The sequence below is a fragment of the Prosthecobacter sp. genome (assembly GCF_044232965.1).
Classification (GTDB): Bacteria; Verrucomicrobiota; Verrucomicrobiia; order Verrucomicrobiales; family Verrucomicrobiaceae; genus Prosthecobacter.
Window position 1 is genome coordinate 1 of the sequence record NZ_JBIIKX010000014.1, and the last position, 24853, is coordinate 24853.

At 60.9% G+C, this 24853-nt stretch carries 21 protein-coding genes; 9 read left to right on the forward strand and 12 right to left on the reverse strand.

Annotation, left to right across the window (positions count from 1 at the left end; translation table 11 throughout):
- Together ACILSI_RS08195 and ACILSI_RS08200 are read right to left on the reverse strand one after the other, a co-directional pair.
- On the reverse strand, positions 1 to 193 hold a 193-nt coding region (locus tag ACILSI_RS08195), incomplete at its 3' end, for a hypothetical protein (RefSeq protein WP_395721376.1).
- A gap of 50 nt (positions 194 to 243) precedes the next feature.
- Positions 244 to 843, reverse strand: coding sequence for a hypothetical protein (locus ACILSI_RS08200; protein ID WP_395721377.1), 600 nt, complete (start codon positions 841 to 843; stop codon positions 244 to 246).
- A 95-nt stretch (positions 844 to 938) separates the two neighbouring features.
- Here ACILSI_RS08200 and ACILSI_RS08205 point away from each other — a divergent pair, with 95 nt between their 5' ends.
- A complete protein-coding gene (locus ACILSI_RS08205) occupies positions 939 to 2006 on the forward strand; it encodes a helix-turn-helix transcriptional regulator (protein WP_395721378.1) in 1068 nt (355 codons plus the stop codon).
- Positions 2007 to 2044: 38 nt separating this feature from the next.
- Here ACILSI_RS08205 and ACILSI_RS08210 read toward each other — a convergent pair whose 3' ends face one another.
- The 8 genes from ACILSI_RS08210 to ACILSI_RS08245 form a co-directional block, all read right to left on the reverse strand.
- The gene (locus ACILSI_RS08210) at positions 2045 to 4027 is read right to left on the reverse strand and encodes a YfjI family protein (RefSeq protein WP_395721379.1); all 1983 of its coding nucleotides are present in this window, start codon (positions 4025 to 4027) and stop codon (positions 2045 to 2047) included.
- A 407-nt stretch (positions 4028 to 4434) separates the two neighbouring features.
- Positions 4435 to 4782 (reverse strand): hypothetical protein, encoded by a 348-nt coding sequence (locus ACILSI_RS08215; protein ID WP_395721380.1) that lies wholly within the window; start codon positions 4780 to 4782, stop codon positions 4435 to 4437.
- A gap of 19 nt (positions 4783 to 4801) precedes the next feature.
- Positions 4802 to 5086: a helix-turn-helix domain-containing protein gene (locus ACILSI_RS08220; protein ID WP_395721381.1), complete on the reverse strand. Its 285-nt coding sequence runs from the start codon at positions 5084 to 5086 to the stop codon at positions 4802 to 4804.
- A 70-nt stretch (positions 5087 to 5156) separates the two neighbouring features.
- Positions 5157 to 6164: a hypothetical protein gene (locus ACILSI_RS08225; RefSeq protein WP_395721382.1), complete on the reverse strand. Its 1008-nt coding sequence runs from the start codon at positions 6162 to 6164 to the stop codon at positions 5157 to 5159.
- 3 nt (positions 6165 to 6167) lie between these two features.
- Positions 6168 to 7310 (reverse strand): tyrosine-type recombinase/integrase, encoded by a 1143-nt coding sequence (locus ACILSI_RS08230; RefSeq protein ID WP_395721383.1) that lies wholly within the window; start codon positions 7308 to 7310, stop codon positions 6168 to 6170.
- 182 nt (positions 7311 to 7492) lie between these two features.
- Positions 7493 to 8065 carry a DUF4112 domain-containing protein gene (locus tag ACILSI_RS08235; protein ID WP_395721384.1) on the reverse strand — a complete coding sequence of 191 codons (573 nt, stop codon included), beginning with the start codon at positions 8063 to 8065 and terminating at the stop codon, positions 7493 to 7495.
- A gap of 30 nt (positions 8066 to 8095) precedes the next feature.
- Positions 8096 to 9823, reverse strand: coding sequence for a transcription termination factor Rho (gene rho / locus ACILSI_RS08240; RefSeq protein ID WP_395721385.1), 1728 nt, complete (start codon positions 9821 to 9823; stop codon positions 8096 to 8098).
- A gap of 17 nt (positions 9824 to 9840) precedes the next feature.
- Positions 9841 to 10590: a YebC/PmpR family DNA-binding transcriptional regulator gene (locus ACILSI_RS08245; RefSeq protein ID WP_395721386.1), complete on the reverse strand. Its 750-nt coding sequence runs from the start codon at positions 10588 to 10590 to the stop codon at positions 9841 to 9843.
- A 336-nt stretch (positions 10591 to 10926) separates the two neighbouring features.
- Here ACILSI_RS08245 and ACILSI_RS08250 point away from each other — a divergent pair, with 336 nt between their 5' ends.
- Complete coding sequence (locus ACILSI_RS08250) at positions 10927 to 12999, forward strand: DUF1549 and DUF1553 domain-containing protein (RefSeq protein ID WP_395721387.1); 2073 nt, start codon at positions 10927 to 10929, stop codon at positions 12997 to 12999.
- A gap of 5 nt (positions 13000 to 13004) precedes the next feature.
- Positions 13005 to 14384, forward strand: coding sequence for a DUF1501 domain-containing protein (locus ACILSI_RS08255; RefSeq protein ID WP_395721388.1), 1380 nt, complete (start codon positions 13005 to 13007; stop codon positions 14382 to 14384).
- On the opposite strand, the gene ACILSI_RS08260 is transcribed toward ACILSI_RS08255, so the two are convergent.
- Together ACILSI_RS08260 and ACILSI_RS08265 are read right to left on the reverse strand one after the other, a co-directional pair.
- The gene (locus tag ACILSI_RS08260) at positions 14381 to 16996 is read right to left on the reverse strand and encodes a tetratricopeptide repeat protein (protein ID WP_395721389.1); all 2616 of its coding nucleotides are present in this window, start codon (positions 16994 to 16996) and stop codon (positions 14381 to 14383) included. The genes ACILSI_RS08255 and ACILSI_RS08260 overlap by 4 nt on opposite strands.
- A 54-nt stretch (positions 16997 to 17050) precedes the next feature.
- Entirely contained in the window at positions 17051 to 17677 is a 627-nt protein-coding gene (locus ACILSI_RS08265; protein ID WP_395721390.1) for a DUF5362 family protein, read from the reverse strand.
- Between the two features lie 26 nt (positions 17678 to 17703).
- Here ACILSI_RS08265 and ACILSI_RS08270 point away from each other — a divergent pair, with 26 nt between their 5' ends.
- From ACILSI_RS08270 to ACILSI_RS08295, 6 genes are all read left to right on the forward strand, one after another.
- Positions 17704 to 18447, forward strand: a complete 744-nt coding sequence (locus ACILSI_RS08270) for an RDD family protein (protein WP_395721391.1) — start codon at positions 17704 to 17706, stop codon at positions 18445 to 18447.
- Positions 18444 to 19415 (forward strand): stage II sporulation protein M, encoded by a 972-nt coding sequence (locus tag ACILSI_RS08275; RefSeq protein ID WP_395721392.1) that lies wholly within the window; start codon positions 18444 to 18446, stop codon positions 19413 to 19415. Before ACILSI_RS08270 ends, ACILSI_RS08275 begins: the two co-directional genes overlap by 4 nt.
- 4 nt (positions 19416 to 19419) lie before the next feature.
- Positions 19420 to 20841 carry a hypothetical protein gene (locus ACILSI_RS08280; protein WP_395721393.1) on the forward strand — a complete coding sequence of 474 codons (1422 nt, stop codon included), beginning with the start codon at positions 19420 to 19422 and terminating at the stop codon, positions 20839 to 20841.
- Complete coding sequence (locus tag ACILSI_RS08285; protein WP_395721394.1) at positions 20838 to 22127, forward strand: DUF4350 domain-containing protein; 1290 nt, start codon at positions 20838 to 20840, stop codon at positions 22125 to 22127. The genes ACILSI_RS08280 and ACILSI_RS08285 overlap by 4 nt, the downstream gene beginning before the upstream one ends.
- Before the next feature lie 325 nt (positions 22128 to 22452).
- Positions 22453 to 23454 (forward strand): AAA family ATPase, encoded by a 1002-nt coding sequence (locus ACILSI_RS08290; RefSeq protein ID WP_395721395.1) that lies wholly within the window; start codon positions 22453 to 22455, stop codon positions 23452 to 23454.
- 5 nt (positions 23455 to 23459) lie between these two features.
- A complete protein-coding gene (locus ACILSI_RS08295; protein ID WP_395721396.1) occupies positions 23460 to 24764 on the forward strand; it encodes a DUF58 domain-containing protein in 1305 nt (434 codons plus the stop codon).
- Positions 24765 to 24853: the final 89 nt, after the last annotated feature.

Genomic DNA, 24853 nt, shown 5'->3' on the forward strand with positions numbered 1-24853 from the left:
CGGGAGAAGTCGCGCAGTCCGCCCCCAATGGCAGCAGCCACATCAGGCGCATGTAGCGGCGCAGGTCGTCCGTGCCATGAATCATGCGCACGTCTGGAATATGCAGACCGCTGCCGTTGCCCGCTTTGTGAAGCAGGTCATCGAGGGGGCGGCTGTCTATGCAGAAGTGAATACCGGAGGGAAGAAGGGCCATGGGATGTGGAGGGGTCGGAAACAAGGGCGTGGAGTGGTGAATGGTGAGGCTCATGCAAGCCAGTCGCGCTGGGTGAGGACGGGCACGCTGAGTTGCTGGCAGAGACGGATGGTGTGGCCGGTGCCGCCGCCAGTGGGGTTGGATTCATCGACGAAGAAGATTGCCAACGAGGCCGGGGCGAGACCGAGCCCGGTACTGCCAATCACCTTGAAGCCATCCCGCACGAGGTAGAGAGACTTGCTGTAGGCCGGTGTGCCAGAGACACCGCGAAGGTAGAGGTCAAAGAGCCGGCGATTCTCTGGGGAGGCGGCGATGCAGGCCTGTGTGAGCGGTTCCTTTTCGCAGCGCGGCAGCTCATTCAGCGCGTGGCAAACGGCACCGGCTGGGCGACGACCCCGCCCCATGCCAGGCGTGGGAAGCAAGAGCTGCAAGCGGTGTGCGTCCACCTCGGCCACGCCTTGTGCGAAGGCGTCATCACTGCCCTCGGCATTGCCGCTGCGGAAGATGGCGTGTGGCAGGGCCTCGGCGAGCAGGCGGGCGAACCGGGAGAGAAGGTGACGCTGCGCATCCGGGACGCGGCGCGTGCCCTCCAGCAGGATGACGGGCGACGGGATCTGAGGCAGGGCGGCGGTGAGAGCGGGAGGAAGCATGGGGGGGACAACACGATGGATAATGTCCTTTATAGCACCCGGGGTGGGACAAACATGGGGTGACAGGTCAGTTAATTTGCTTCATTTTTCCGGATATGAGCCGCCCCAAGCCCTCGCCTTCCCGTCGTCTCAGCCAGGAGGCTCCTGCCACCGCCGTTCGCTCTGGGGTGAGTCGCCCGGCGATGTGGCGGGTGATGGAGATCCACAAGATCATCCGCGCGGGCCGATTCCCGAACTGCTCGACGCTGGCTGCGGAGATCGAGGTGACGCCGAAGACGGTCCAGCGGGACATCAGCTTCATGCGGGACCAATTGGGCATGCCGCTGAAATACCATGCCCTCAAGCACGGCTATTTTTACACGCAGGAGGTGCATGAGTTTCCCATGCTACAACTCTCGAGGAACGATCTAGTGGCACTTTTCCTGGCACGGCATGCGCTGGAGCCCCTGCGCGGGACGAGGCTGGAGCGGATGCTGACGGAGAGCTTCAGCAAAATCGCCGAGGCCTGTCCTGGGGAAGTGTCTATCGCCTGGCATGAGCTGGACGAGGCTTTCTCAGTCAAGGCATCGGGGGTGCTACCGGCAGATGTGACGCTGTTTGGCGATCTGCTGGATGCGGTGCGTGCCTGCCGGGAGGTGAACTTTGATTATCACAAGCTCACCGGCAGCAAACCGGAGCAGCGCACGGTGCATCCTTATCACGTCGGCCAGATCGAGCACGGCTGGTATTTGTTTGCCTATGACCCGGCGCGAAGGGCGGTGCGCACCTTTGCTCTGCAGCGCATTACCAACCTGAGCATGCTGAAGACGAAGTTCGTGCGGGAGACGGGGTTCAATGCCCGCGACCACCTGGGCGGCGGCTTTGGCGTGTGGAGCTATGATGGCGACGAACGGAGGAAGCACGAGGTGCATGTCCGCTTTGAGGGCTATGCTGCCCGCGTCGTGGCGGAGCGGCAGTGGCACCCCACGCAGGCCATCCGCAAGCTGAAGGCGGACGGCAGCGTGATCGAATTCCAGGCGGACCTGTCCGGCCTGGAGGAGATCACCCGCTGGGTGCTGAGCTGGGGCAGCAAGGCGAAGGTGCTGGGACCGCCGGAGCTGATGCGGCGCGTGGCCGAGGAGGTGGATGGGATGAAGGTGGAAAACCATCCTGCGAGGCACTGACAAAACTGACAAAACCGGGTTCTGTCAGTTTTGTCAGTTCATGCGGCGTGTGTTTTTGTCTTCGAGCGTGGGTTCAGACGGTAGAAAAAGGTGGGACGCCCTCCTTTTTCGGTCGGCTGGTGAGGGGTGGCGATGAGGTAGTTATGGCCGGTGAGAAGCTCACAGGCTGCCTCCGCGGTATGTGAGGTTGCCAGACCACTCCAGCCTTTGCGATAAACATCCCGGGCGGTGAATGGCTCCGGCAAAATTGAATCGTCATTCAGCAGCTTTTTGTGCAGCGCCATCGCCCCTTGGCAATCCGCTTCGGTGCCAGCTCCATAAAGGCGGGCTGCATGGGTCTCGAGATAGGCAGCCCACGACAGAGAACGGTCAAGGGCCGATAAGGAGACCGGACCTGTCTGCCAGTCGGCGACATGGATGAGCACCGCCAGCGCAGGCACCAGTTTGCGATACTTTGCCAGATGCGCCTCAAAGGCCGGTAGCAGAGTTTCAGTGCGCAGGCGGTTCTCAAGCTGGCAGCGCCAAGCACGGAAGCGTTCCTGGGCATCCGGGGCGAAGCGTAAAACCGGAATGCCATCGCGGTTTGGCATGACACCAGCCTTGATCAGGTGCGCATGAGTTAGGCCTTCCATGGACTGGAAGACCTCCGTGGCATCCTCCTCGGCTTTTTTGTCGAGCGGGCGGTCCACGTCGCGCCAGTGCGGGGGAATATCAGGCCAGACTGCTAGGGAGAAGCGCTGAAGGAAACCATCCGCACCCGCGCTGTCAGAGTTGGCTGCCCGGACATGGGAGGCAATCACACCCGGCTGGATGCTGCCCAGCACACTAACCGCGCAGGCCTCGATCACGCGGCTTCCGCGACCAATGCGGTCGAAGGTGAACGACTCTTTGCCACTCCAGGCCTGAAGCAGGAAACTGCGGAGGCTTTGGTTTCCATCGCGCTCCAGCATGGCAAAGAGCCCTGCCAACTCGTCCTGGTAGAGGAGCGTTCCCATCGGATTGTCGCGGAGCACTTCACCAAGCGCCTCCAGGCTGGCGTCGTTCACGATCAGGCGGCGCTCCGGCGCATTCTCGGTATCGCCTTCATCCAGGAGCTGGGTGAAGTCGAAATCGAGACTACCCCGGACAGCCTTTTTGGCTTCCTGCTCCAGCGCCTGGCGCTTGAGTTTCCCGGCGATCTGCTGGGCTTTACGATCCCGGTCCGACTGCTCGTAGGCTTCATTCGCCAGACTCTGAAGCTTTCTGAGCGGACGCAGGGCGGCATGCATGGATGGAGACTTCATCAGCGAGGGACGGCCAATCAGCATGGCCCAGAGGTGGGGAAACTCGAAGTGACCTTCGTCCTGCTCCTTGGGTTGGATGGCGAAGCGACGGCCTGCCACACTGGATAAGGCCGCCATGGCTGCCACGGCTGGAAAGTCCGCGGGGCACTGCATGCGGTCGGCAATGTCGGCAATCCAGGGTGCCAGCGACTTGGGAAGCCATTCCGGGTCGAAGGCTTGCACCGGGGACTGTTTTGCTATGAGCGGCAGCGGTTCCGGCAAGGACTCGCCCGTGCTGATGGCGATGTCTTCAATCACCTGGGCTTTACCCCGGAGCAGTGCCGCCAGTTCCTGCGGTGAGGTGTTGGCCCCCTCAATGACACGCAACGAATCTGCCGCCGCACGGCGGGCGTGGGCCACAGCAACCTGTTTGGCATGCCACTCGGCATGTTCCCGGTTGATCAACGAATGAGACCCTTGGAGGAGGATGAGGATGTCATTCGGGTCACTCACCGCACCGTCGGCCAGCATGGACGTTTTAATCGTGAGCAGGCACACAGGCTGCCCTGCGGCGCGGATACGCAGGGCAAAGCCCCATATCAGGCTGCATTCGCGATCCAGAAAGGCTGATGCATCGGGAAGGATGCGTGCCATGGCGGACAGGTGATCGGTGGCACCCTCGAGGATCGCGGCGATGATCTGGCGTTCGCTGTCAGTGGCAGACAGCCCCTTGCCGGAGAAATCGTCGATGGGCTTCACGGCTTGCCTCCCTTCTCGATTTCCAGCAACACCTGCTGGAGGACGCTGGAAAGCGTGCGCACGCCACGGAGCGGTGATTCATCATGGTGGCTGTGACGAGGCCAGAAGGCCGGGGGGGCTGACTTGCGGGTAAAGCGGTGGCTGCGAGAGGACCTGCTGGCCCCCTCCGAATGAGTTGCGGAGTTCATGGTGGTTTTCTATTTGAACCCGGCCAGCCTCAGGAGTATGAACGATGACTTCCTACATCAGAGCGCTCGTTGTCCTTTGTGGCGGCGGGCGTTTTGTATTTTTGTTTCGGTGGGTTTGTTTGGCCTGCTTGGTGGTCTTTTATCGCCGGGCGCGTGCGCACGCGTGTGTGCGTGAGAGCGAGCGCGGGGGAATGGGTGCAAAAAGATTTTGAGACCATCTTAGCGGGAGAAGTGAGGGCGCGGGCGTGGCAGGTGACGCTTGCCCTTCGGAAGAGGTGGGCGAAGGCCGCGAAAGGGGTGATTCAGCCAGCGAAAGTAGCGGGCCTTGTCCTGTCCCTCGCGTTCGGCTTTCTGGACGGACTTGCGGAACTTGGCGTCTTGACGGAGCCAGCGCTGAATCGTCTTGGGCGAGACCCGCACGAACTGGGCGGCACGACGGCGGGACTCACCAGCGCTGAGCTGCTTCAGAAACAACACCACGACCTGCGGCAGGCGCTTGCTGGGACGTCCAGGGCGGCCCGTGCGGGGCGCGTAGGTGGCCAGGGTGCCGAAATAGGAAGGTTTCATCGCGAAATCCTTCCAGGGGTTAAGATTCGATGCCGCCCGTCGCCTTGGACTCAAGAAAGGCCTTCAGGGAGTGGAAGGACACCAAGCGAGTGCCTTTGATCTGTCCGCGCTCCTTGAGCGAAACCGACTTCACCAACCCACGGTTCAGCAAGTTGTACAAAGTAGGTTTGCTGACGCGAGAATACTGACAGGCTTCTGAGACGCGGAGCCAGTCGTTGGGGATTGTGCGTGTTTGGTCCAGACTGAGGTGAGTTTCAGAGGTGTGAACCGAATTCTTGCTTGGGGGGTGAGCCATGTTGGACATGGCGCGTGAAGATAGCCAAAGTGAGAGGAAGTCACCGAAGGAAAGTGCGGTACTTCGATGTACCGCAAAATTAACTGCTCTGTTTTTTGAAGGACTTCTTGATCTGATCGAAGAAGTTCTTGAACTCCTTTTGATCGAGTGCCAAACCCTGAAACGTCAGTTCATCGGGCATGCCAGGTGACTTCGATGTCACTCTAGTCACGTCGAGTTCAGTCCGAAATTCGGAGATGGTGGGATTCCTCCCGTGTCTCTGCCAGAATTCGTAAAACGTGTGCTCCAAAATTTGTCGCGTGGGCGAGCTCTTGTTTCTCGTCCTGCGTGCACCCTCCAGATTCTCTGCGATAGCGCCCGGATCTTTTTCTCGTTCCAAGTATGCGTGGAACTTTCCAGCCTCGAATACCCACCCCATGAGCATGCACAGATGGCCTAAATGGTTGCAGTCACCTGCGCTCTCAAGATGTTCGACTTGCTCCAGGATATTCTTGCAGGCTTCAGCAAGGCTTTCAGCAAATGCATGCCGTTGTGGATACCGTGGAGGGGGAGTTTTGAGGAGTGCCTCCTTCCACTTATTGTACTCTTCAATCGTCGAGATTGCCTCCATTTTCTTTCCGTCAATTTTTTCAGGCAGGTGCCTATGTTCCAAATAACACCAAGCGAATTGGAGGGAGTGCTCCAGCTTCTCTTTGAATTCTTTGATTAACTGGTCGCTCGAAATACTGCCGACCATAGGGAACCCTGGAAATGGCAGCCCTAGTTGCCGGTGAGCTAGATGACGCAACAAATGATCGGGCGTCCAGTGACTGCCTTCATACAACATGACAATTGGTATCAGGGAATTTGTCTGTGCCGGCGGAATCCTTCTTTTTCTGGCCGTTTGAAGTGTGTCATTAGCCGCCCAAGCAATACCTACCTCAATCAACCCTCCCCGAGTTGTTCGCTTATCGAAGGCGATTTTCCGTTCTTGCACGGCAAGTCTCCAATCATTCGGAGACAAAATCGAAGGAAAAATAACTTCCGCGATGTCGAGGTCGGGGCGCGAACTCTCGAGTAGTTTTATTTGTTTTTCAGTTAATGCCATATTCTATGTTTTGATATTCGGCAAGGCTTCCAAAGCGGAGCGTTTTGTCTTGGTTTCAATATGGGTGTAGTGCGTATTCATCTCGGCGGAGTCATGGCCGATGATGTCCTGCACGACGGCGGGGGATACGCCCGCATTCTTCAGGAGGCTGGTCGCTGTGTGACGCAGAGAATGGAAAGAGAGGTCGCTGGTTGCACGGGCGGAGGCGCGTCCTTTCCCTGAGCTTTTGCCGTGGCCGCGTTTGTCAGTCACTCCTGCGGCCGCCAGCAAGTCGCCGAACTGGCGAGACACCATGGGCGAGTTCCCCTTTAAAAATGCTTTGGCGGCCTTGGGATGGAGGTGCGCTGATGGCTCATCTCCAGCAGGAACGCTTTCAATGTGCTCCATCAGGGGGCCGCAAATCGGTATGCGGACCATGCGCCCTGTCTTGGCGGTGCGGAGATGAATCTCTCCCGCCTGGAGGTCAACGTTGGCCCATGAAAGCACGGCTACATCACCCAACCTCTGGCCCGTGTAGAATCCGAAGAGGATCAGCGACCTCCATTCGTCGTTCGCGACCTTGAGTACCTCTTTTAGTTCCTCGATAGCAAAGGGGCGTCGTCCTTCTGCCGAGGCCACTTTCAGTCGCGGACAATCCTTAGCGGGGTTCTCGGCGATGAATTTATCGCGCCGGGCATCTTCAAAGACAACGCGGAGTTGCTTGATGAACTTGTTGCAGGTGGCTGCGGAAACCCGGCTGGCCTGTTCGTCACGGAACGCGATGAACTGGCGAGTATCAAGGTCAGCAAGCGGGCGTTTCGCCTTTTCGCCTAGCCAGCGCAAAAAGAGGCCGCAGGTGGCGCTGTAGGACACCAAGCTGCCGGGAGCGATCTCCCCCTTTCGACGTTCTAGCCAGCGCTCGACAAAATCAGCCACCGAGGCATCCGGCAGCTCCTCTTGATGGGCGGCGCGATAAATGTCCGCGATTACTCGATGTGCCTGCCGGGCCTTGGTTCTTTCCTTCGACAATCTCTCCCATTCGTCGGCTTTGGACTGGGCCGCCTTCCTCAGCTTCTCTTTGGTCGAACGCTGAACCCGACGACCATCCGGCATGGTGATGCATGCGAACCAGAATGGAGATCGTTCTTTCCTGCGAAGTGAAGCCATGACCTTGGTTTAGTGGCAACAATAATGGCAACATCATTGGTGTAAATCAAGGTCAAAGAGGTCATTGAAGTATCTGTTTCCCTGGGAAGAGGCGTTCCAGAGAAGCCCGGATTAGTTCCGAGGGTTCGAATCCCTCCCTGTCCGCCACTACGCAAACGACCGATTCTAGGAAAATCGGGGTATCACGCCAAACCGAGGGTTTGGCCGATGAACTGGATGAAATGGTAAAACAGCCAGGTGTAGAACGCCCAGGCGACGATCAACAGGCCGATGATCATGCCGATGAGCATGAAGATGCCGAGGTAAAAACGCAGTGTACTGCGCTTCACGCCGTCCTTGTTGCCAGCTTGCCAAGCGGTGAGCAGGCGCAGGTTGCGTGTGTTGGATTTGAAAAACATGGACGCGACCGCGCCGAATCCGGGAACGAGGCCCATGAGGAAATTGAAGCCCATGTTCAACGCCATGCGCAGAAACACCGGGATCGAGATGCCGCTGCGCAGGGCATCCAAAAGAATGATCACGCCCGCTCCTGAGGCCACGGTATCCCCCACGCCGGGAATCAGCGCCAGAATTGGATCGAGGCCGATTTTGAAATTCGTGCCGGGAACGCGCAGCAGCTCGTCGAGGTATTTCGCGAGGATGCGGGCGGTGGCGCGCTCCGTGGGGTCTTTGCTCGCCGCCAGCCTGGCGGCGATGGGATTGATCTGCGGCGGCATAACCTCATCCACTTTAAGTTCTGGAGTGGGAAGAGGCATGACGTTTGGAATGATGAAGGAATCCGGCCGCTAGCTCTTGCTCGGCAGATCGACGAGCATCTGCGCGTTGCTGGGGTAACGCTCCAGCAGCGAGATGACGCGCTGGATGGCCTCAACGGGCTTGTGACCGGCGAGACCGCGACGCAGCATATGAATTTTGTCGAGCTGGAAGGCCTGCAGCAGCAGTTCCTCGCGGCGCGTGCCGGATTTGAAGATGTTCACGGCGGGAAACACGAACTGCTCGGCAATGCGGCGGTCGAGCACGAGCTCCATGTTGCCGGTGCCTTTGAACTCCTGGAAGATGAGGTCGTCCATGCGGCTGCCGGTCTCGATAAGCGCGGTGCCGAGGATGGTGAGGGAGCCTGCGGTGCGCGTGTTGCGCGCGGCGGCAAACAAGCGGCGCGGAATCTCCAGGGCGCCGACACCGACACCACCGCTCATGGTGGCACCGCTTTTGGCGGTGTTGTTAAAGGCACGGGCCATGCGGGTGATGGAGTCCATGAGCATGAAGACATGCTCTCCGCACTCCACGAGGCGCTTGGCGCGCTCGATGGCGAAGGTGGCGATGCGCGTGTGGCTCTTCACGTCCTGGTCGTTGTTGCTGGCGAAGATTTCGGCCTGCGGCAGGATGCGCTTGAACTCGGTGACTTCTTCCGGGCGCTCATCGACGAGCAAGATCATGAGATGCACGCCGGGGTGGTTTTCAACGACGGCCTCGGCGATGTGCTGGAGCATCGTGGTCTTGCCCGCACGCGGCGGTGCAACGATCAGACCACGCTGACCGCGTCCGACGGGAGCCATCATGTCGATGACGCGAGTGGTGAGGCGGTCTTTGACGGTCTCAAGCTGGTAGCGCTTGTTCGGGTTCACCGCCTTGAGCTCCTCGAACAACGGCAGGTCGCGCATGACGAACGGATTGCGCCCGTTGACCTCGGTGACCTCGGTGATCTGCGGACCACGCTGGCCTTTGCACTGCACACCGACGATCTGCATGCCCTCGCGCAAACCATATTTGCGGATGAACTCGGGCGCGATGAAGGCGTCCAGCGGATGCTGGGCATAATTGCGGTCCCGCTGGCGCAGGAAGCCGTAGCCTTTGGGGGACATTTCGAGAATGCCATTGGCAGGCTCCGGCGGTCCGAGCTGCTTTTCCGGCTCCGGTTCGCGCTCCTGGGTGAACTGGGGACGCGGCTCCTGGTTGCGCGGGCCTTCGCCACCACGTTCAGGACGCTCACCGCCACGCTCACCACGGCGTTGCGAATCGCGCTCGGCCCGGCGCTGCTTCCAGCGCTCAAACTTCATTTTGCGGCGCTCTTTGGCGGTCATCGGACGCAACTGGCCGTTGGCGTCCATGATCATGTTGCGCGGCGTGTTGGGATCGCCCTCGGCGGAGGCTTCTGAAGCCTCGTCTCCTCCAGCGTCCCCTTCCCCGTTTGTATCGGCAGGCGCAGCAGCCTCGGCGGCCACAGGGGGCGCGGCAGGCTCGACAACGACAGGCGCGACTTCAACGAGTTCAGGTGTCGCGACGACGGGAGCCACTTCGGCTTCAACCGGAGCGGCAGTTTCCTGCAAAGGCAGTTCTGCCTCAGACTCGGCCGCTTTCTTTTTCGCGGTTTTGCGTGCGATTTTGACCGGGGCTTTCTTGGCGGCCACTTTGGTCACAGCGACTTTCTTGGCGGCCACTTTTTTGGCCGGGGCTTTGCGCTTGGGCTTCGTTTCAACGGCTTCAGCAGCCTCGGCGGTGAGTTCTTCGGGCATAGGGAAATAAAAAGGGGTTAGCCGAGCTGGTCGGCGATGGCGTCGTCGATCTCGAAGTTGGCGTGGACGTTTTGGGCGTCGTCGTAGTCGTCGAGGACGTCGTAGAGGCGGATGAGTGACTTCGCACTGTCCACGTCGCTGATGGTGACGGTGGTCTGCGGCTGGTAGATGAGCTTTTGGCTGCGGGAGACGAGCTTTTTGTCGCGCAGCGCGTTGGCGACCTGAAAGAGCTTGTCAGTGGCCGTGTAAACGACCCAGTCGTCACCGTCGTCCTGGATATCGTCTGCTCCAGCTTCTAGCGCCAACTCCATGAGCTGATCCTCGCTGGCGACGCTTTTGTCGAGCCGGATTTCTCCGCGCCGCTGGAACATATAGGCCACGCTGCCGGAGTCGGCGAAAGTGCCGTTGTTCTTGGAAAGCAGAACACGGATGTCGTTGGCGCTTCGGTTGCGGTTGTCGGTGACGATTTCGATCATCATCGCGACGCCGCCGGGACCATAGGCCTCGTAAAGAATTTCTTCCAAAGCCGCGCCCGCGATCTCGCCGGTGCCTTTTTTAATGGCACGGTCGATGTTGTCATTCGGGACATTCGCGGCACGGGCGGCAAGGATGGCGCTGCGCAGACGGGCGTTCATGTCGGGGCTGCCCCCGCCTGACTTGGCCGCGAGCGTGATTTCCTTCGCCAACTTGCTGAAGGCATTGCCGCGCTTGGCATCCGTGATGGCTTTGCCACGCTTGATCTTGGACCATTTATTGTGGCCTGCCATGTTTGGGAACGATGTCGGTTAAGAATAACGCATGCGGAGAGGCCGTGACGGCGGCCATCCGTGCGTGGGTTGTTGGGAAATGTCAGGGGGAATGGAAAAAAGCGGCATCGCCGCGGTGTGCTCCGGGAGGAATGACGGCCGCGCAACGAGTGCGGGGTCGCGTTTCATCAGCACGAGGGCTGGGGAAACATCGGCAGGCCTGCCGGGAACATCACCAAGTGTTCACCAAGTTGAGAGAACCTGGAACGCCGACAAGTGTGCGGGCGGCCCGGCGATCTGGCAAGAGGTTTTTCTCGGAGGGATTCAAGATTGATCAAGGGGGCGCGTATTCGGGTGGTGATTCCTCGTCTCATCTCATGGATCTGCCTGATCGCGGTGACGCGGGCAGAATCCCCGCCGCCTGCGGAGCCGCTGTGGTCGCTCCATCCTTTTGGGTTGCAGACACAACCGTCAGTGAAGAACAAGGCATGGCCGCGCTCCCGCGTGGACTACTTCATCCTCTCGCGACTGGAAAAGGAAAACCTCACGCCGAATGGTGACGCTGAGTCGCTGACGCTGCTACGACGGGCGTATTTTGATCTCATCGGCCTGCCGCCGCCGCTGGAGGTGCAGGAACACTTCACGCAGGACCAATTTCCCGCCGTCGTGGATGCGCTGCTGGCATCGCCTGAGTTTGGGGCGCGTTGGGGGCGGCATTGGCTCGATGTGGCGCGCTACGCCGAGACGAGCGGCAACACACGCAACATGGCTTATGTGCTGGCGTGGCGTTACCGGAACTACGTCGTGCGCGCCTTCAATCGCGACACACCGTTTGATGAATTCATCCGCGAGCAGGTCGCCGGTGATCTGTTGCCACCGGCGAATGATCCAGCGCGGCGTGATGACCAACTGCTGGCCACCGGCTTTCTCAATGTGGGCACCAAGTCCCTCGGAGAGCAGGACAAGGACCTCTACGACATGAACGTGGCCGATGATCAGATCGATGCGACCTGCCATGCCTTTCTAGCTCTCAGCGCGAACTGCGCTCGCTGCCACGATCACAAGTTCGACCCCATTCCGACGCAGGACTATCATGCGCTCGCGGGCATCTTCCGCAGCACGCAGAACCTCTCCGGCGTGCAGACCAACAATGTCACGAAGGAAGCCGACGCCATGCCGCTGGGCCCTGATGGCATGCAGCGGATCGCCGAGGTGAAACAGCACGAGAAAGACCTCGCTGACATGCAGAAAGACTATGTCGAGGTGGCAAAGAAGCGGAACACGATGCGTGAGGAACTCGTCAAAGCGGGTTTTGACCCTGCCCGCAAGCCCGTGACGATGCCCAAAGAGATGATGGAGAAGATGAGCACGCTGGGAACCCTCGAACAGGACGTGAGCGCCTGGCAGAAGAAGCTTGCCGAGAAGCAGAAAACCGCGCCTGTGCCGCCTCCGCTCGGCATGTCGGTGAAGGAAGCCGAAACGCCCATCGACTGCCCTGTGTATGACAAGGGCGAGATCAAAAAGCCGCTCGCACCGGTGAAGCGCGGTGCTTTGTCGGCCATCCCGGTGAAACTCGCCGCCATCGGCCCGAAGGAGAGCGGACGCCGCCAGCTCGCCGACTGGATCGCGAGCCCGCAGAATCCGCTCACCGCGCGAGTGATCGTGAATCGCGTGTGGCAGCATGTGTTCGGCCGTGGATTGGTCGAAACGCCCGATGATTTCGGCCGCATGGGCAGCAAGCCGAGTCACCCGGAACTTCACGATGACCTCGCCGCTCGTTTTGTGCGCGATGGATGGTCGATCAAGGCCTTGATTCGCGAACTGATGCTCTCACGCACCTATCAGCTCAGTTCTGCCTCACGCGCCGACGATCCGACGAATGTGCTGCTGGCGCGCGCGAACAAAAAGCGCCTCGAAGCCGAGCCGCTGCGTGATGCCATGCTTTTTATCGGCGGATCGCTGAACCTCGCGCCACGCGAGGGCTCGCCCGTCGCTGACAAAGCGAAGGACATCACGCCACAGGGACGGGAAGTCGGCCGGAAGCACTTTCTCAACGATCTGACAGACGACACGACGCACCGCAGCATCTACCTGCCCATCGTGCGCGGAGCGCAAATGCCGATGATGCAGTGCTTCAACGCCGCCGATCCCGGCCAGGTCATCGGCAGTCGCAGCGCGAGCATCACTCCCGCGCAATCGCTGCTCCTGATGAACAGCGATCTGGTGATGCTGCAGGCCGAAAGCTTTGCCAAACGGCTCCCTGGAGCCACCGAGGACGAAAAACTCATCAACGCCTGGAAAATGGCCTTCTGCCGCGAGCCACGAGCAGGCGAACTCACCTCCATGCGAGATTTTTTGCGCCTTAAAGGCGATTGGGCGCAGCTTTGCCATGCGTTGATGCAAAGCGGGGAGTTTCAAGCCGTAGATTGATGCTGATGCACCCGTCGTTCACCCGCCGTCATCTGCTCAGCGCCTCCAGCGCGGGATTTGGCATGCTGGCTTTGCAGGGTTTGTTTGGCGCGCAGAGTCCGCTGGTAACGAGGCGGACGCATTTTCCGTCGAAAGCGAAGCGGGTGATTTTTTTGTTTATGCAAGGCGGGCCGTCGCAGGTGGACACGTTTGATTTCAAACCGGCGCTGACCAAGCAGCATGGCAAGCCGGTGGCGAAGGACAGTCCGACGGTGTTTTACCAGTCGCCGTGGGCCTTCAAGCCGCGCGGGCAGAGCGGGATGCTGGTTTCAGATCTGCTGCCAAACATCGCGCGGCATGCGGACGACCTGTGCGTGATCAATTCGATGCACACAGACCATAATGCGCATCCACAGGCCATTTTACAGATGAACACGGGCAGCTTCGCCTTCACGCGGCCGAGCGTGGGCGCGTGGTGCGTGTATGGCCTGGGCACGGAAAATCAGAATCTGCCGGGCTTCATCACGATCAATCCCGAGTTCAGCGGCGGCGGGCCTTTGAAGCATGGAAACGCTTTTTTGCCCGCCGCATGCGGCGGCACGCCGATCGGGCATGGCGGAGGAGGGAGCGCCACAGCGCCTGAAAAACCGCTCAAAGGCATCGAACTGCCGTTCATGAAGAATGCGCGTCTGAAGACGGAGGAGCAGAGAAGGCAGCTCGATCTCGTGCAGACACTGAATCGCCAAAAACTGGCCGCCGATGGCTCCAACGAGGCATTGGAAGGTTTGATCACCTCCGCCGAGCTCGCCTTCAACATGCAGCGTGAAATGCCAGACGTGATGGACGTGACCAAGGAGAACGCGGCGACGCAGGAGATGTATGGCATCGGCGATGGAAAGCCGACGGATCAAATTGGTCGCGCCTGTTTGATGGCGCGGCGCTTCTGCGAGGCCGGCGTGCGATTCGTGCAAGTGAATCACTCGTTCTGGGATGACCACTCGGACATTTTTAAAGGTCATCCGCAGCACGCGCTGGAGACAGATCAACCGGTGGGGGCCTTGCTGACGGATTTGAAGCAGCGCGGCCTGCTGGAGGACACGCTTGTGCTCTGGGGCGGCGAGTTTGGGCGTCCGCCGCTGCTGAACAAGAACAACGGCCGCGACCACAACAATGTGGGCTTCACCATGTGGATGGCGGGCGGTGGTGTGAAGCCCGGCATCCGCTACGGCAGCACCGACGAGACGGGAGCAAGGGCGGAGCAGGACAAAGTTCACCTGCACGACTTGCATGCGACGATGCTGCATCTGCTGGGATTGAATCACGAACAACTCACCTACCGCTATGCGGGTCGCGACTTTCGCCTCACGGATGTGTATGGCGAGGTGAAGCACGGATTGATCGCTTAACGCGTCATCTTTTTGCCTTTTTTGGGAGACGGATTCTCAGACTCGTCGGGCTTTTCTTCGATCTTCTCGTTAAACTTCAGCACTTTGGGCGGTGTCGGCGTGGGACCATCCCACAGGAAATGCTCCAGCCGAATCTTGGTGGCCCGCTCACGCGCCTCCTGCTCGCGGTCCCCGCGACGCTGCGCCACTTGCTCGGCAAGGCGCGCGGCGGGTTCCCATTGACGCGCGGCCTCTAGCAAGTCGATGCCGAAGAACCCAGCTTTGGCAAACCACACATAGTCCGCAGGGCTTGCAGGCGGAGTGATGTCGGCCGTGCGCAGCACATTGTAGCAGACCTCCAGCGCCTCGGTGTCCCGTTTGGCATCGTGGTGTGCTGTGGCGAGGGTGAACCCGGCACGAGCCTTCCAGAAGAATGACAGGGAGTTGTCAGCCAAAAAGGCGTCCAGCAGCGAGATGGCGGCATCCAGACGCGCTGGCTCGGTTTTACCGAGCAGCAGCAGCACCTCGGCCTTCTCGCAGGAGGTCATGCGACGCTGCTCCGCATCGAGATTCTTCAAGGCCAGCAGCTTGTCCAGCGCGGCGAGCGCCTCGGTCAGTCGGCCCTGGGCGCGCTCAGAAAGCGCCTGCTGGCGGCGGGCGGCAACGGCAAGCGGACCACCTTTTTGCGCTAGTTCCTCCCAGGTGGCGAGCGCCCGGACGCGGCCCTCGGCGCTCATGACCGAGGAGGCGGACATGGCCGCAAAATAGAGTGCGGTGTCGGCGTGTGGAGTGTCAGGATAATCGCGGGCGATGATTTCAAACTCCGTGCGCGCGCTGGCAAAATCCTCCAGCCGGTAATGCGCCCCGGCGATCTTCATTCGAACCTCTGGGACAAACGGTCCTTTCGGCCATGCCTTGAGAAAAACCGCCCCTGCGGTGATCACCGCCTTCAAATCCCCCGCCACGTCATGCAGCCACAACCGCGTGAGATCAATGCGCTGGGTCTGTGACTGGCTCAGCGCGGGCGCGGCGGTGGCGGCATCAAGTGTGGTTCGTGCGTCCTGCACACGCGGCGGCACAGCCATGAGCAGCCACTCTGCCAGCGCGATGCAGGCGTCCGCAAAGCGGGGGTGCTCGGGATGAGCGCGGATGAAGGCACGCAGTCCAGTCTCCGCCTCCGGCTGATGTTTGGCGGCGGCAAACAGGGCTTTTTCCAGTTCCAACGTGGCGACAGAGTCATCCGTCCCCTGCCCTGCCGTCGCGGAACTGGCCACGACCGCGAGCTGGCCAAGCAGACTTTGATACAGCGTGAAATCCCCCGCGAGAACGGCCGTGACAGCCGCATTGAACAAAGCGCGCCGGCGATCTGTGAGCGTAGTCGCGATGTTGGCGGCGTTTTGAAACAACTGCAGCGCCTGACGATGGTCTCCCCGCCGAAACAACAAACCGCCTGCGGAGAAATCAATCGCGGCAGACGCTCCGCCGGACAACTGGCGCCAGGCATCCGCCAGCGCGAGAGCGCGCTCGTCTGCGCCATGCTCCGCGTGCAGTTCCATCGCCAGACGCATGGCATCAGCGCGGCGTGGGTGCCCCTCCTGAATTTGCAGCATGGCCTCCAACAAGCTGACGGCCTCCATGTCGCGCTTCTCGGCGGCAAGCCATTTCGCGACGATGAAGAGAGCGTGGCCGCGCAGTTCTGACGTGGCTTTGACGAGCGCCAGTGAAGGCTCCGGCTGCTGCTGCGCGGTGTTGCCGGTAGAAATCCAGCGCAGCACGGCCTCCGGCAGTTCTCTGGGCTCTTGCAGGCGCTGATGTGCCTGGTCAAGCAAGTCGAATGCCTCGGTCCACAGGCCTGTCTCCAGCGTCGTGTCGAGAAACTTCATCAAGTGCTCATGGGCCTCGGCAAACTGCCTCTGTTGCAGCAAAATTTCCGCTTGTAGCAGGATGGCGGCATGTCGCACACGCTCCCCGCCGGCCGCAGAGGCCGGCATGGTGTCCAGCAACTGCTTCGCCGCAGCGCTCTGCCCCTGCTGCAAAAGGGCGCGGGCTCGAAGATAGCTGCTGGCGGCGTTCTGCGGCTCACCGGCCAGCGCGGCACCAGGTTTGCCATCGCTCAGATCCATTTCAGTTTGCAGCCGTGCAGCCTGTTCTCGCAGCGGCTCATCCACGGAGGCCAGCAGCGGTCCGATCTCTTCACGAGCGGCGGTGTTATCTCCCAGAGCGGCGAGAATCTGCGCCAGCAGCAGTCGCGCGCGTGGCTGGCGTGGTGATGGATTTTCCTGCGTGATCACCTTGCGGGCCGCCGCCAAATCCCCCTTGATCGCAAGCGCCTGGGCACGCCAAAATGCCTCGTCATCAAGATCGTGTGCCTCCGCCAGTTGCAGCACACGGCCCGCGTCTTCCGCACGCGCCCAAGCCTCGGCAGCAAAAGTGGCGAGCTGGCGCAATTCGACACGCGTCCAGTTTTTCTGTTTGAGCAACCTCTCTGCCTTCACACCGGCAACTCCCGGCAACCCGTCCGACAAGGCCTGCCGCGCGGCGACAAACTCAGACGTGTCATCCAACCCCGCTGAAAATCCAACAGTGGGAAAGAGGGCGAGGACGGCAAAAAAAAGGCTGCGAGGCTTGGGCATGCGCCCACAGCCTATCGCAGCCTTCACGGAGAATCCAGAAGCAGATGCGCCGGATCAAAGCCCCATGCCACCGGCCTTCATGGCGGTGAATCCCAGAGCCACTGCCGCGATCACTCCCACCAGAGCCAGACACATGCCCACGATGATGAGAATGCCGGAAAACTTCCAGTAGCGACGCTGCTCGGCAAGGGCGGCGTCCAGATCGGCCACAGAATGCGATGCGGCAAGGCGGCCGATGCTGTTGGCATACTTCCACATCTTTAAAGCGGGGTAGATGATGACAAAGGACATGACCCCGTAATAGATGGCCATGCCAAACATGACACCCGCATTGTAGGAGGCGTTTCCTCCCATTTTCGACGCCCCGGTAGCGCCTGCAATAAGCACAAACACCGCGACAATAATCATCATGATCGCTCCAATCCACATCAGCACGGACATGAAGCGCACCCACGGCTTGGTGCCGGTGAGTTGGGCGATCGTGCTGGGCGAGACAGCATCCCCGCCTGCACCGCTGGCGGCGCCGTAGAGGTTGGCGGATGGGGAGGAGTAAGGATTGGCTTCCATAGGATGTGATGATGAGTGTTCGCTGCCCAGACCGGCATTATCTCCGGCATTTTTGGAGGCTACGTTAAAAAATCGGTGGTTGTCAAAATCAAACGGCACCGCTTCATTCAACATCAATGGCGGAGGCACGCGCGGACACCTTGCAATCAGTCGAACTCGCAGACGGCGTGGAAATCCAGCTCCGTGTCGCGGGTCCGGCGGCTCGCAGCATGGCTTTCACCATCGACCTGCTGCTGCGGGTGGCCATTTACGCCGCAGTGGGACTTTCTGCGCTCTTCCTGTTGGTGGGGGCCATCGGCCCGGAACTGACGGGCGGGCTGTTTTTATTGTTCATGTTTTTGATGGAGTGGTTTTACAACGTGTTCTTTGAAGCGGGTTCGCACGGTGCCACACCGGGACAACGAACGATGAAACTGCGCGTGATGAGCGCCACCGGCGGCCCAGTGACCCTGGCACAGGCGGTTCTGCGTAATTTTTTGCGCGTGGTGGATTTCATGCCAGGCCTCTACCTCACCGGCATCTTGTGCATGCTGTTCACGAAGCGGTTTCAACGCCTGGGTGATCTCGTGGCGAACACCGTCGTCACTTATGTCGATCCACCGCCCGTCCGCACGGCTCATACTGAACTCCGCGCCGAACGCCGTGCCCCGCCGCAAGTACTCACCCGCGAGGAACAGGCCGCGCTGCTTCAATTCATGGAACGCGCGCCGCAATGGGCGGACGAACGCCGTCTGGAACTCTCCAGCCTGGCGGAGCCGCTCACAGGCGCGCCGGGCATGGAAGGTCTGCGCCGTCTGTGCGGCATGGGCCTGTGGTTACAGGAACCCGAGGAGAAAAACGGCAAACCGCCGCCGCTGAAAGGAGCACCGCCGCTGCCCGCATGACTCCGGCCCAGTTTGAAAAAAACATCGAGCCGCGCTGGCAGAAGCTGGAGCAACTGCTCACCGACGTGGAGCATGCGAAGCCTCGCGAGGACGTCATCGAGCTGCCCGCCACCTTCCGCCAGGTCTGCCATGATCTGAGCGTGGCGCAGCATCGCATGAGCCCACAGCGCGTGACGCAGCGGCTCAACGCGCTGGCCATCCGCGCCTACCGAGTGCTGGAGCGCCGCAGTGCCGGGGGCTGGGAGAGCCTGGTGCGGTTGCTGGCGGTGGAGTTTCCTCAAGCCGTGCGCACGGAGTGGCGGCTGTTCTGGTTCTGCACCGCGCTGTTCTACGGCCCGGCGGTGCTGATGGCGGCCATCACGCCCTTTTATCCCGAGTGGGCCATGTCTCTGCTCGGTCCTGACGGCATGATGACGATCGAGAGCATGTATGGGGAGAAAAGCACGCCCTCCGACTATGTGCGTGACAATTTCGGCTCCGGCTTCGCCGCTTTCTGCTTCTACATCTGGAACAACGTCAGCATCGACTTCAAAACCTTCGCCGGTGGCATCGTGGGCGGCATCGGCTCGTTGTTCGTGCTGCTGTTCAACGCCATCTACCTCGGCGCGGTGTTCGGTTATGTGCATTACTCCGGCAATCCGCTCACGCTATACACCTGGGTCATCGCCCACGGCGCTCCCGAACTCACCGGCATCGTGATCTCCGCGATGGCAGGCCTGCGCCTTGGCCTCTCCGTGCTCAAACCGGGACGACTGGAGCGCCGCGCGGCTTTGGTGCTGGCAGGGCGGCAGGCTTTGCCGCTGCTCATCGGCGCGGCGGCGCTGACCAGCATCGCGGCGGTGCTGGAAGGCTTCTGGTCGCCGCTCGATCTGCCACCTGCCATGAAGTTCACGGCAGGCGGCGTGTGCTGGCTGCTGGTGGCGGCTTTCTTCATCTTCAGCGGCAGGAGGCAGGCAAATGCGTCTTGAGGACATGACCGTGACCCTGCGCCCGCGGCAGCCGTGGGAAGCCGTCGATCTCGGCTGCGCGATGGTGCGGCGTGATTTCGGCCGATTGATGGCTTTGTGGGCCTGCACCGTGTTTCCACTCTGGGTCATCATTTGTCTGCTGATGCGTGATATGCCCGTTTGGATTCCGCTCGTCGTGTGGTGGCTGAAGCCGCTCTACGACCGCGTGCCGTTGTTTTTCCTGAGCCGCGCCGCCTTCGGTGTGCGGCCCGGCTTTGTCGAAACCTGGAAGGCCTGGCCGCGTCTGTGGCTAACGAATTTTCTGCCCGCGCTGCTGTGGCGGCGGTTTTCCTTCATCCGCAGTTTCGCGCTACCCGCGCAAATGCTGGAAGGCTTGCGTGGAGCGGCGGTGAAGCGCCGCATCAAGACACTCGCCATGGATGGCGGCGGTTCAGGTTTCTCCATGTCCTATGCGTTCTCCAAGATCGAGTTGCTTTGCTGGATCGGCCTGATGTGGGGAACCTACGGTTTGTTGCCAGAATCCGCCACGCCCGACTGGCAGGGCATGATTCAGTCGTTCGACTATGAAAACACCATTCCCGATGCCTTCCTGTGGTGGGGCGCGGTCTGCCACATGATCATCGTCACGTTGATCGAGCCGTTTTACGTTGGCGCGGGCTTTGCGCTTTATTTGAACTGCCGCACGCGCATCGAAGGCTGGGATGTGGAACTGGCCTTCCGCCGCATGGCATCACGCCTGACCACCGCCGCAGCTCTGTTGTTGATCAGTTTCACGTTTGTGAGCATGCCCGTGCAGGCCGCACCAGGCGATAAAGCCGCTCAAACCATCGAAAAGGTGCTCAAACATCCCGACTTCGAGATTCACAAGGTCAAGACCAAGGAGTGGGTGCCTGAGTTTGAAGACGAGAAGGAAGACGAAAAGAAGAAACCGCACCTCGAAATCATCGGTGTGATCGGTGAAATCCTGTTCTGGGGCATTCTCATCGGCTTGGTGGCGTGGCTGGTCGTGTACCTCGTGAAAAACCGCCATGTCTTCATCTCACGCGGCGTCGGCAAGAAAGCCGTGGAAGCACCGAAGGTCATCATGGGCATGAACATCACCCGCGAGAGCCTGCCGGACGACATCGTGGCCGCCGCTCGCTCCGCCTGGGCCGCCGGAGATGCCAAGGAGGCGCTCAGCCTGCTCTATCGCGGTTCCCTCTCTTGGCTCGTCACCCGCCGCCGTGTGCCGATCTCTGACAGCGACACCGAGGAGGACTGCCTCACCCACGTCATCGCCGCCGGTGAAAAAACCGAGGCCGCTTACTTCAAACACCTCACCGGCGCATGGGTGCAGGTGGCCTACGCCGTTCTGCCCGTTTCAAACACGGAGATGAACACGCTGTGTGATCAATGGCCGTTTGTGGAGAAAGGAGACGCGGCATGAAAACGCTCATGCTTCGCAGCCTCTTCGCGCTTGGCACGGTGCTTCTGCTCTGCGGCTGCAAAGGCCGCTGGGAGGACATCGAAAAAACCACTGGCTATCGTGGCAAAGCACGCGTGAACCCCTTCCTCGCCGCCGAACGTCTGCTGACCGATCTCGGGCACCAGGCACGCGGCGCGAAGTCGCTCACGAAGATGCCCTCGCATGACAGCGTCATCCTCATCTCGGGTGAAAACGGCCTGCCGGAAGGCCGCGCCAAACAACTGCTGCGCTGGACCTACAGCGGCGGCCATCTCATCTACTGCCTCGGTGGCACCCGCGCTTACAACGACTTCCAAACGCAGTTCGGCTCCTTTATCTCCGCCATGCTCAAGGAGGAGGAAAAAGACCCGATCCTGACCCAACTCGGTGTCAGCGCTGAGAAACGTGTGCCGTTGGAGGAACTCGAAGGCATGGTCAAAGATGTCCTCAACGAGGTCGCCAAAGACGGATCGAAAAAAGCCGAACCGCCCGCGAAGAAGGACGAGAAAAGGAACAAGAAATCCAAAGAGGATGAGGAAGACGAGTCCTGGCTCGAATCAGCGCAGGAAGTGAAGTGGAACGGTCAAAGCTACCGTCTCAGCCTCGGCGGTCATCAGCAGTTGATGCTGGATCGTTCCCTGAAGTCGGGCGAGTTCGCCGCCGGGCCCAAAGACGCGGCCCTGGCGCTGCATTTGCAGCATGGCATGGGCCGCGTGACGTTGCTGGCGCATGCACGCCCCTTCCGCAATCATTGGATCGGCGAGCGTGATCACGCACGCTGGCTCTCCGCGCTCGTCGGCGAGCATGGAACCAAGGAAGTGCTCTTTGTGGCCAGCTCTTCCGGCAGTTTCCTCGCCTTGCTCTGGCAGCACGGCTGGATGGCGCTCGTGGCACTAACCGTGTGCCTCATTTTCTGGCTGTGGTGGCAGATGCCGCGCTTCGGCCCGCTGGCCGAGGTCGAACTCGACTCCACGCGCCACTTTGCCAGCCACATCGGCGCGCTGGGAGAATTCTTCTGGCGTATGCGCCGTGGGCCGCTGCTCGTGACCGCCGCCCGCGATGCCGTGTGGGAGCGCGTGCGTGAGCGCCACCCATCCCTGCACAACAGCAGCCGCCAGATGAGCGATGTCCTCGTCGCAGAAATCGCCCGCCGCACTCATCTGCCCGCCGAACGCGTCACCGCCGCCTTCGACGTGGCTCCGCCCGACAGCGCCCACAACCTCGTCGCCCTCATGCGCGATCTCCAGGCCATCCGTCGCGCGCTTTAACATGAACACCATGCCGCACCATCATTCTGCCGGGCCGGAGGCCCGCAAGACATTAGCCAGGGGTGCAACCCCTGGAACAGAATGCGTACGGCCGAACGACCGCAAGGCCGCGCCCTGGAAGGGCGCGAGAAGGCTACGCCTGCAAGAAGGCGCATGGCATCTCTCAGGCTTCTCGCACCCATTCAGGGCGCGACTCCAGAAGTCATCTGCTGTCACACGATCCCAGGGATTACATCCCTGGCTCATTTCCTTCGAGCCTCCGGCTCGCCATGGAGTGCCACTTCTCACGCTCACCCTTTAAACTGCTCATCCAATCAACACACCCATGAATCCGATCCCCACAGAAACGCCCAGCGCCTATGCGCCGCCATCGCTGCCGCAAAGCACGACGATTTTTCAAAGCATCCACGCCGCCGTCGGCCAGGTCTTCGTGGGCCAGGAAGAAGTGCTGCATCAGGTGCTCGCCGCGTTGCTCGCCGGCGGCCATGTGCTGCTGGAGGGCAAGCCCGGCCTCGGCAAGACGCATCTCGTGCTCGCCCTTTCACGCACCTTTGGCGGCAGCTTCCGGCGCATCCAGTTCACGCCTGATTTGATGCCCTCGGACGTCTGTGGCCACACTTTGTTCGACATGAGCAGCAGCACCTTCCGCGTACGCCGCGGCCCGGTCTTCGCCAATCTGCTGCTGGCGGATGAAATCAACCGCGCCCCCGCCAAAACACAGTCCTCGCTGCTCGAAGTGATGCAGGAGGCGCAGGTCACGATTGATGGCGAGAGCCACACACTCGCGCCGCCCTTCATGACCTTCGCCACGCAGAATCCCATCGAGCACGAGGGCACCTACCCGCTGCCCGAGGCCCAGCTCGACCGCTTCCTGCTCAAGGTGCTCATCGACTATCCTGATGTGGCGAATGAAACCTGGGTGGTGAAGGCCGTTTCATCCCGCGCCTCCGGTGGCGGACTCTCCGCCAGCACGGTTCAGCAAGTTTGCACACCGCAGGACATCATCGCGGCTCAGGAAGAAGCCGCCGCCGTCCATGCGGTCGATCAGGTCGTCGATTACGCCGTGAACATCGTCCGCGCCACACGCCAGCACAGCGCCATCTCCCTCGGTGCCGGCACACGCGGTGCGATCAGCCTCGTCCGCATCGCCAAATCCTACGCGCTGCTCGAAGGCCGCAACTACATCACGCCTGCCGATGTGAAACGCGCCGTGCTCCCCGTGCTGCGCCATCGCGTGCAGCTCGCGCCCGAAATCGCCATCAGCGGCCAGACCGTGGACGACATGCTCATGTCCCTGCTCAAGACCATCGAAGCCCCCCGCGTCTGATTTTCATGCGCCCGACTGCCCTGCTGCTCAAACTGCTCACCGCCTGGCTCGTCCTCGCGGTGATGGCCTGTGTTTGGGCGCAGTTTGTCATCCTGTGGCAAATTGGCGGCGGCTTGTTGCTGCTGGTGATGATCGTGGACACGCTCACACTGCCGCGTCGAGGCCGGATCACCGGCCAGCGCTCCGTTCCAGGTCGTTTTGCGCTAGGTGTGGCCTCGCCGTTGACTTTGACCGTCACGCATGCCGCCAGACGTGCGCTCCAGCTTGAGGTGTTCGACGGCATCCCGACCGCAGCGGAAGCCGAAGGCCTGCCGCATCGCGTGAACGTGCCTGCGGGCGAGTTTGCCGCCATCAGCTATCAAGCGCGTTTTGTACGGCGTGGGCAGCACGCCTTCTCACCCGCTCATGTGCTCGCCGATTCCATGCTCGGCCTGTGGCGCAATCGCCATTTCATCGCGGGCGAGAGCCAGACGAAGGCTTATCCAAACTACGAACCCGTCGTGCGCTTCGCCATGCTGGCGATGGCGAACCGAGTTGAGACCATGGGCATCATCAAACGCCGCCGCATGGGCGCGTCGCTCGATTTCCATCAACTGCGCGACTACCAGGACGGCGATGTGCTCTCCCGCATCGACTGGAAGGCCACCTCGCGACGCTCCACGCTCGTGAGTCGTGATTATGAGGAGACGCGCAATCAAACTATCCTCCTCGTGCCCGATTGCGGCCGCCGCATGCGCGCGCTGGATGGCGGCCTCAGCCAGTTCGATCACTGCTTGAACGCGATGCTGCTCATCGCCTTCATCGCGCTTCGTCAAGGCGATGAAGTCGGCGTCGCAGGCTTCGGCGGTGTGCAGCGCTGGCTGCCGCCCGTCAAAGGCGCGCACAGCATGCCGAAGCTGCTCAACCATCTTTACAACTACGAGGCCAGCGCCGAGCCGAGCGACTTCATCGAGGCCGCCGAGCGCGTGATGACGCTGCAACGCCGCCGTGCGCTCGTGATCCTGCTCACCAACCTGCGCAGCGAAGATGGCGCGACACTGGCCTCCGCCGTCAGTGCCATGCAGCGCCGCCATCTCGTGCTCACCGCCACCCTGCGCGAGCAAGAGCTCGAACAACGCGCCGACGCGCCCATCGACCACCTGCACGACGCGCTGCAATACGGCGCCCTCACCCACTACTTCGGCGAGCGCCGCCGCCTGCTCGAATCCCTCCGCGCCCAACGCGTCCTCACCGTGGACGAGTCCGCGCAAATGCTGCCCGTGGCCTTGGCGAACAAGTATCTCGACGTGAAGGCCGGCGGATTGCTTTAGCGGCCTATTGAAAAACACCAAGGAAGGGCAAGACATCGGATGGCTGCGCCTTCCAGCAGGCCTTGTCAGATCCTGCGGCGGGCTGAGGA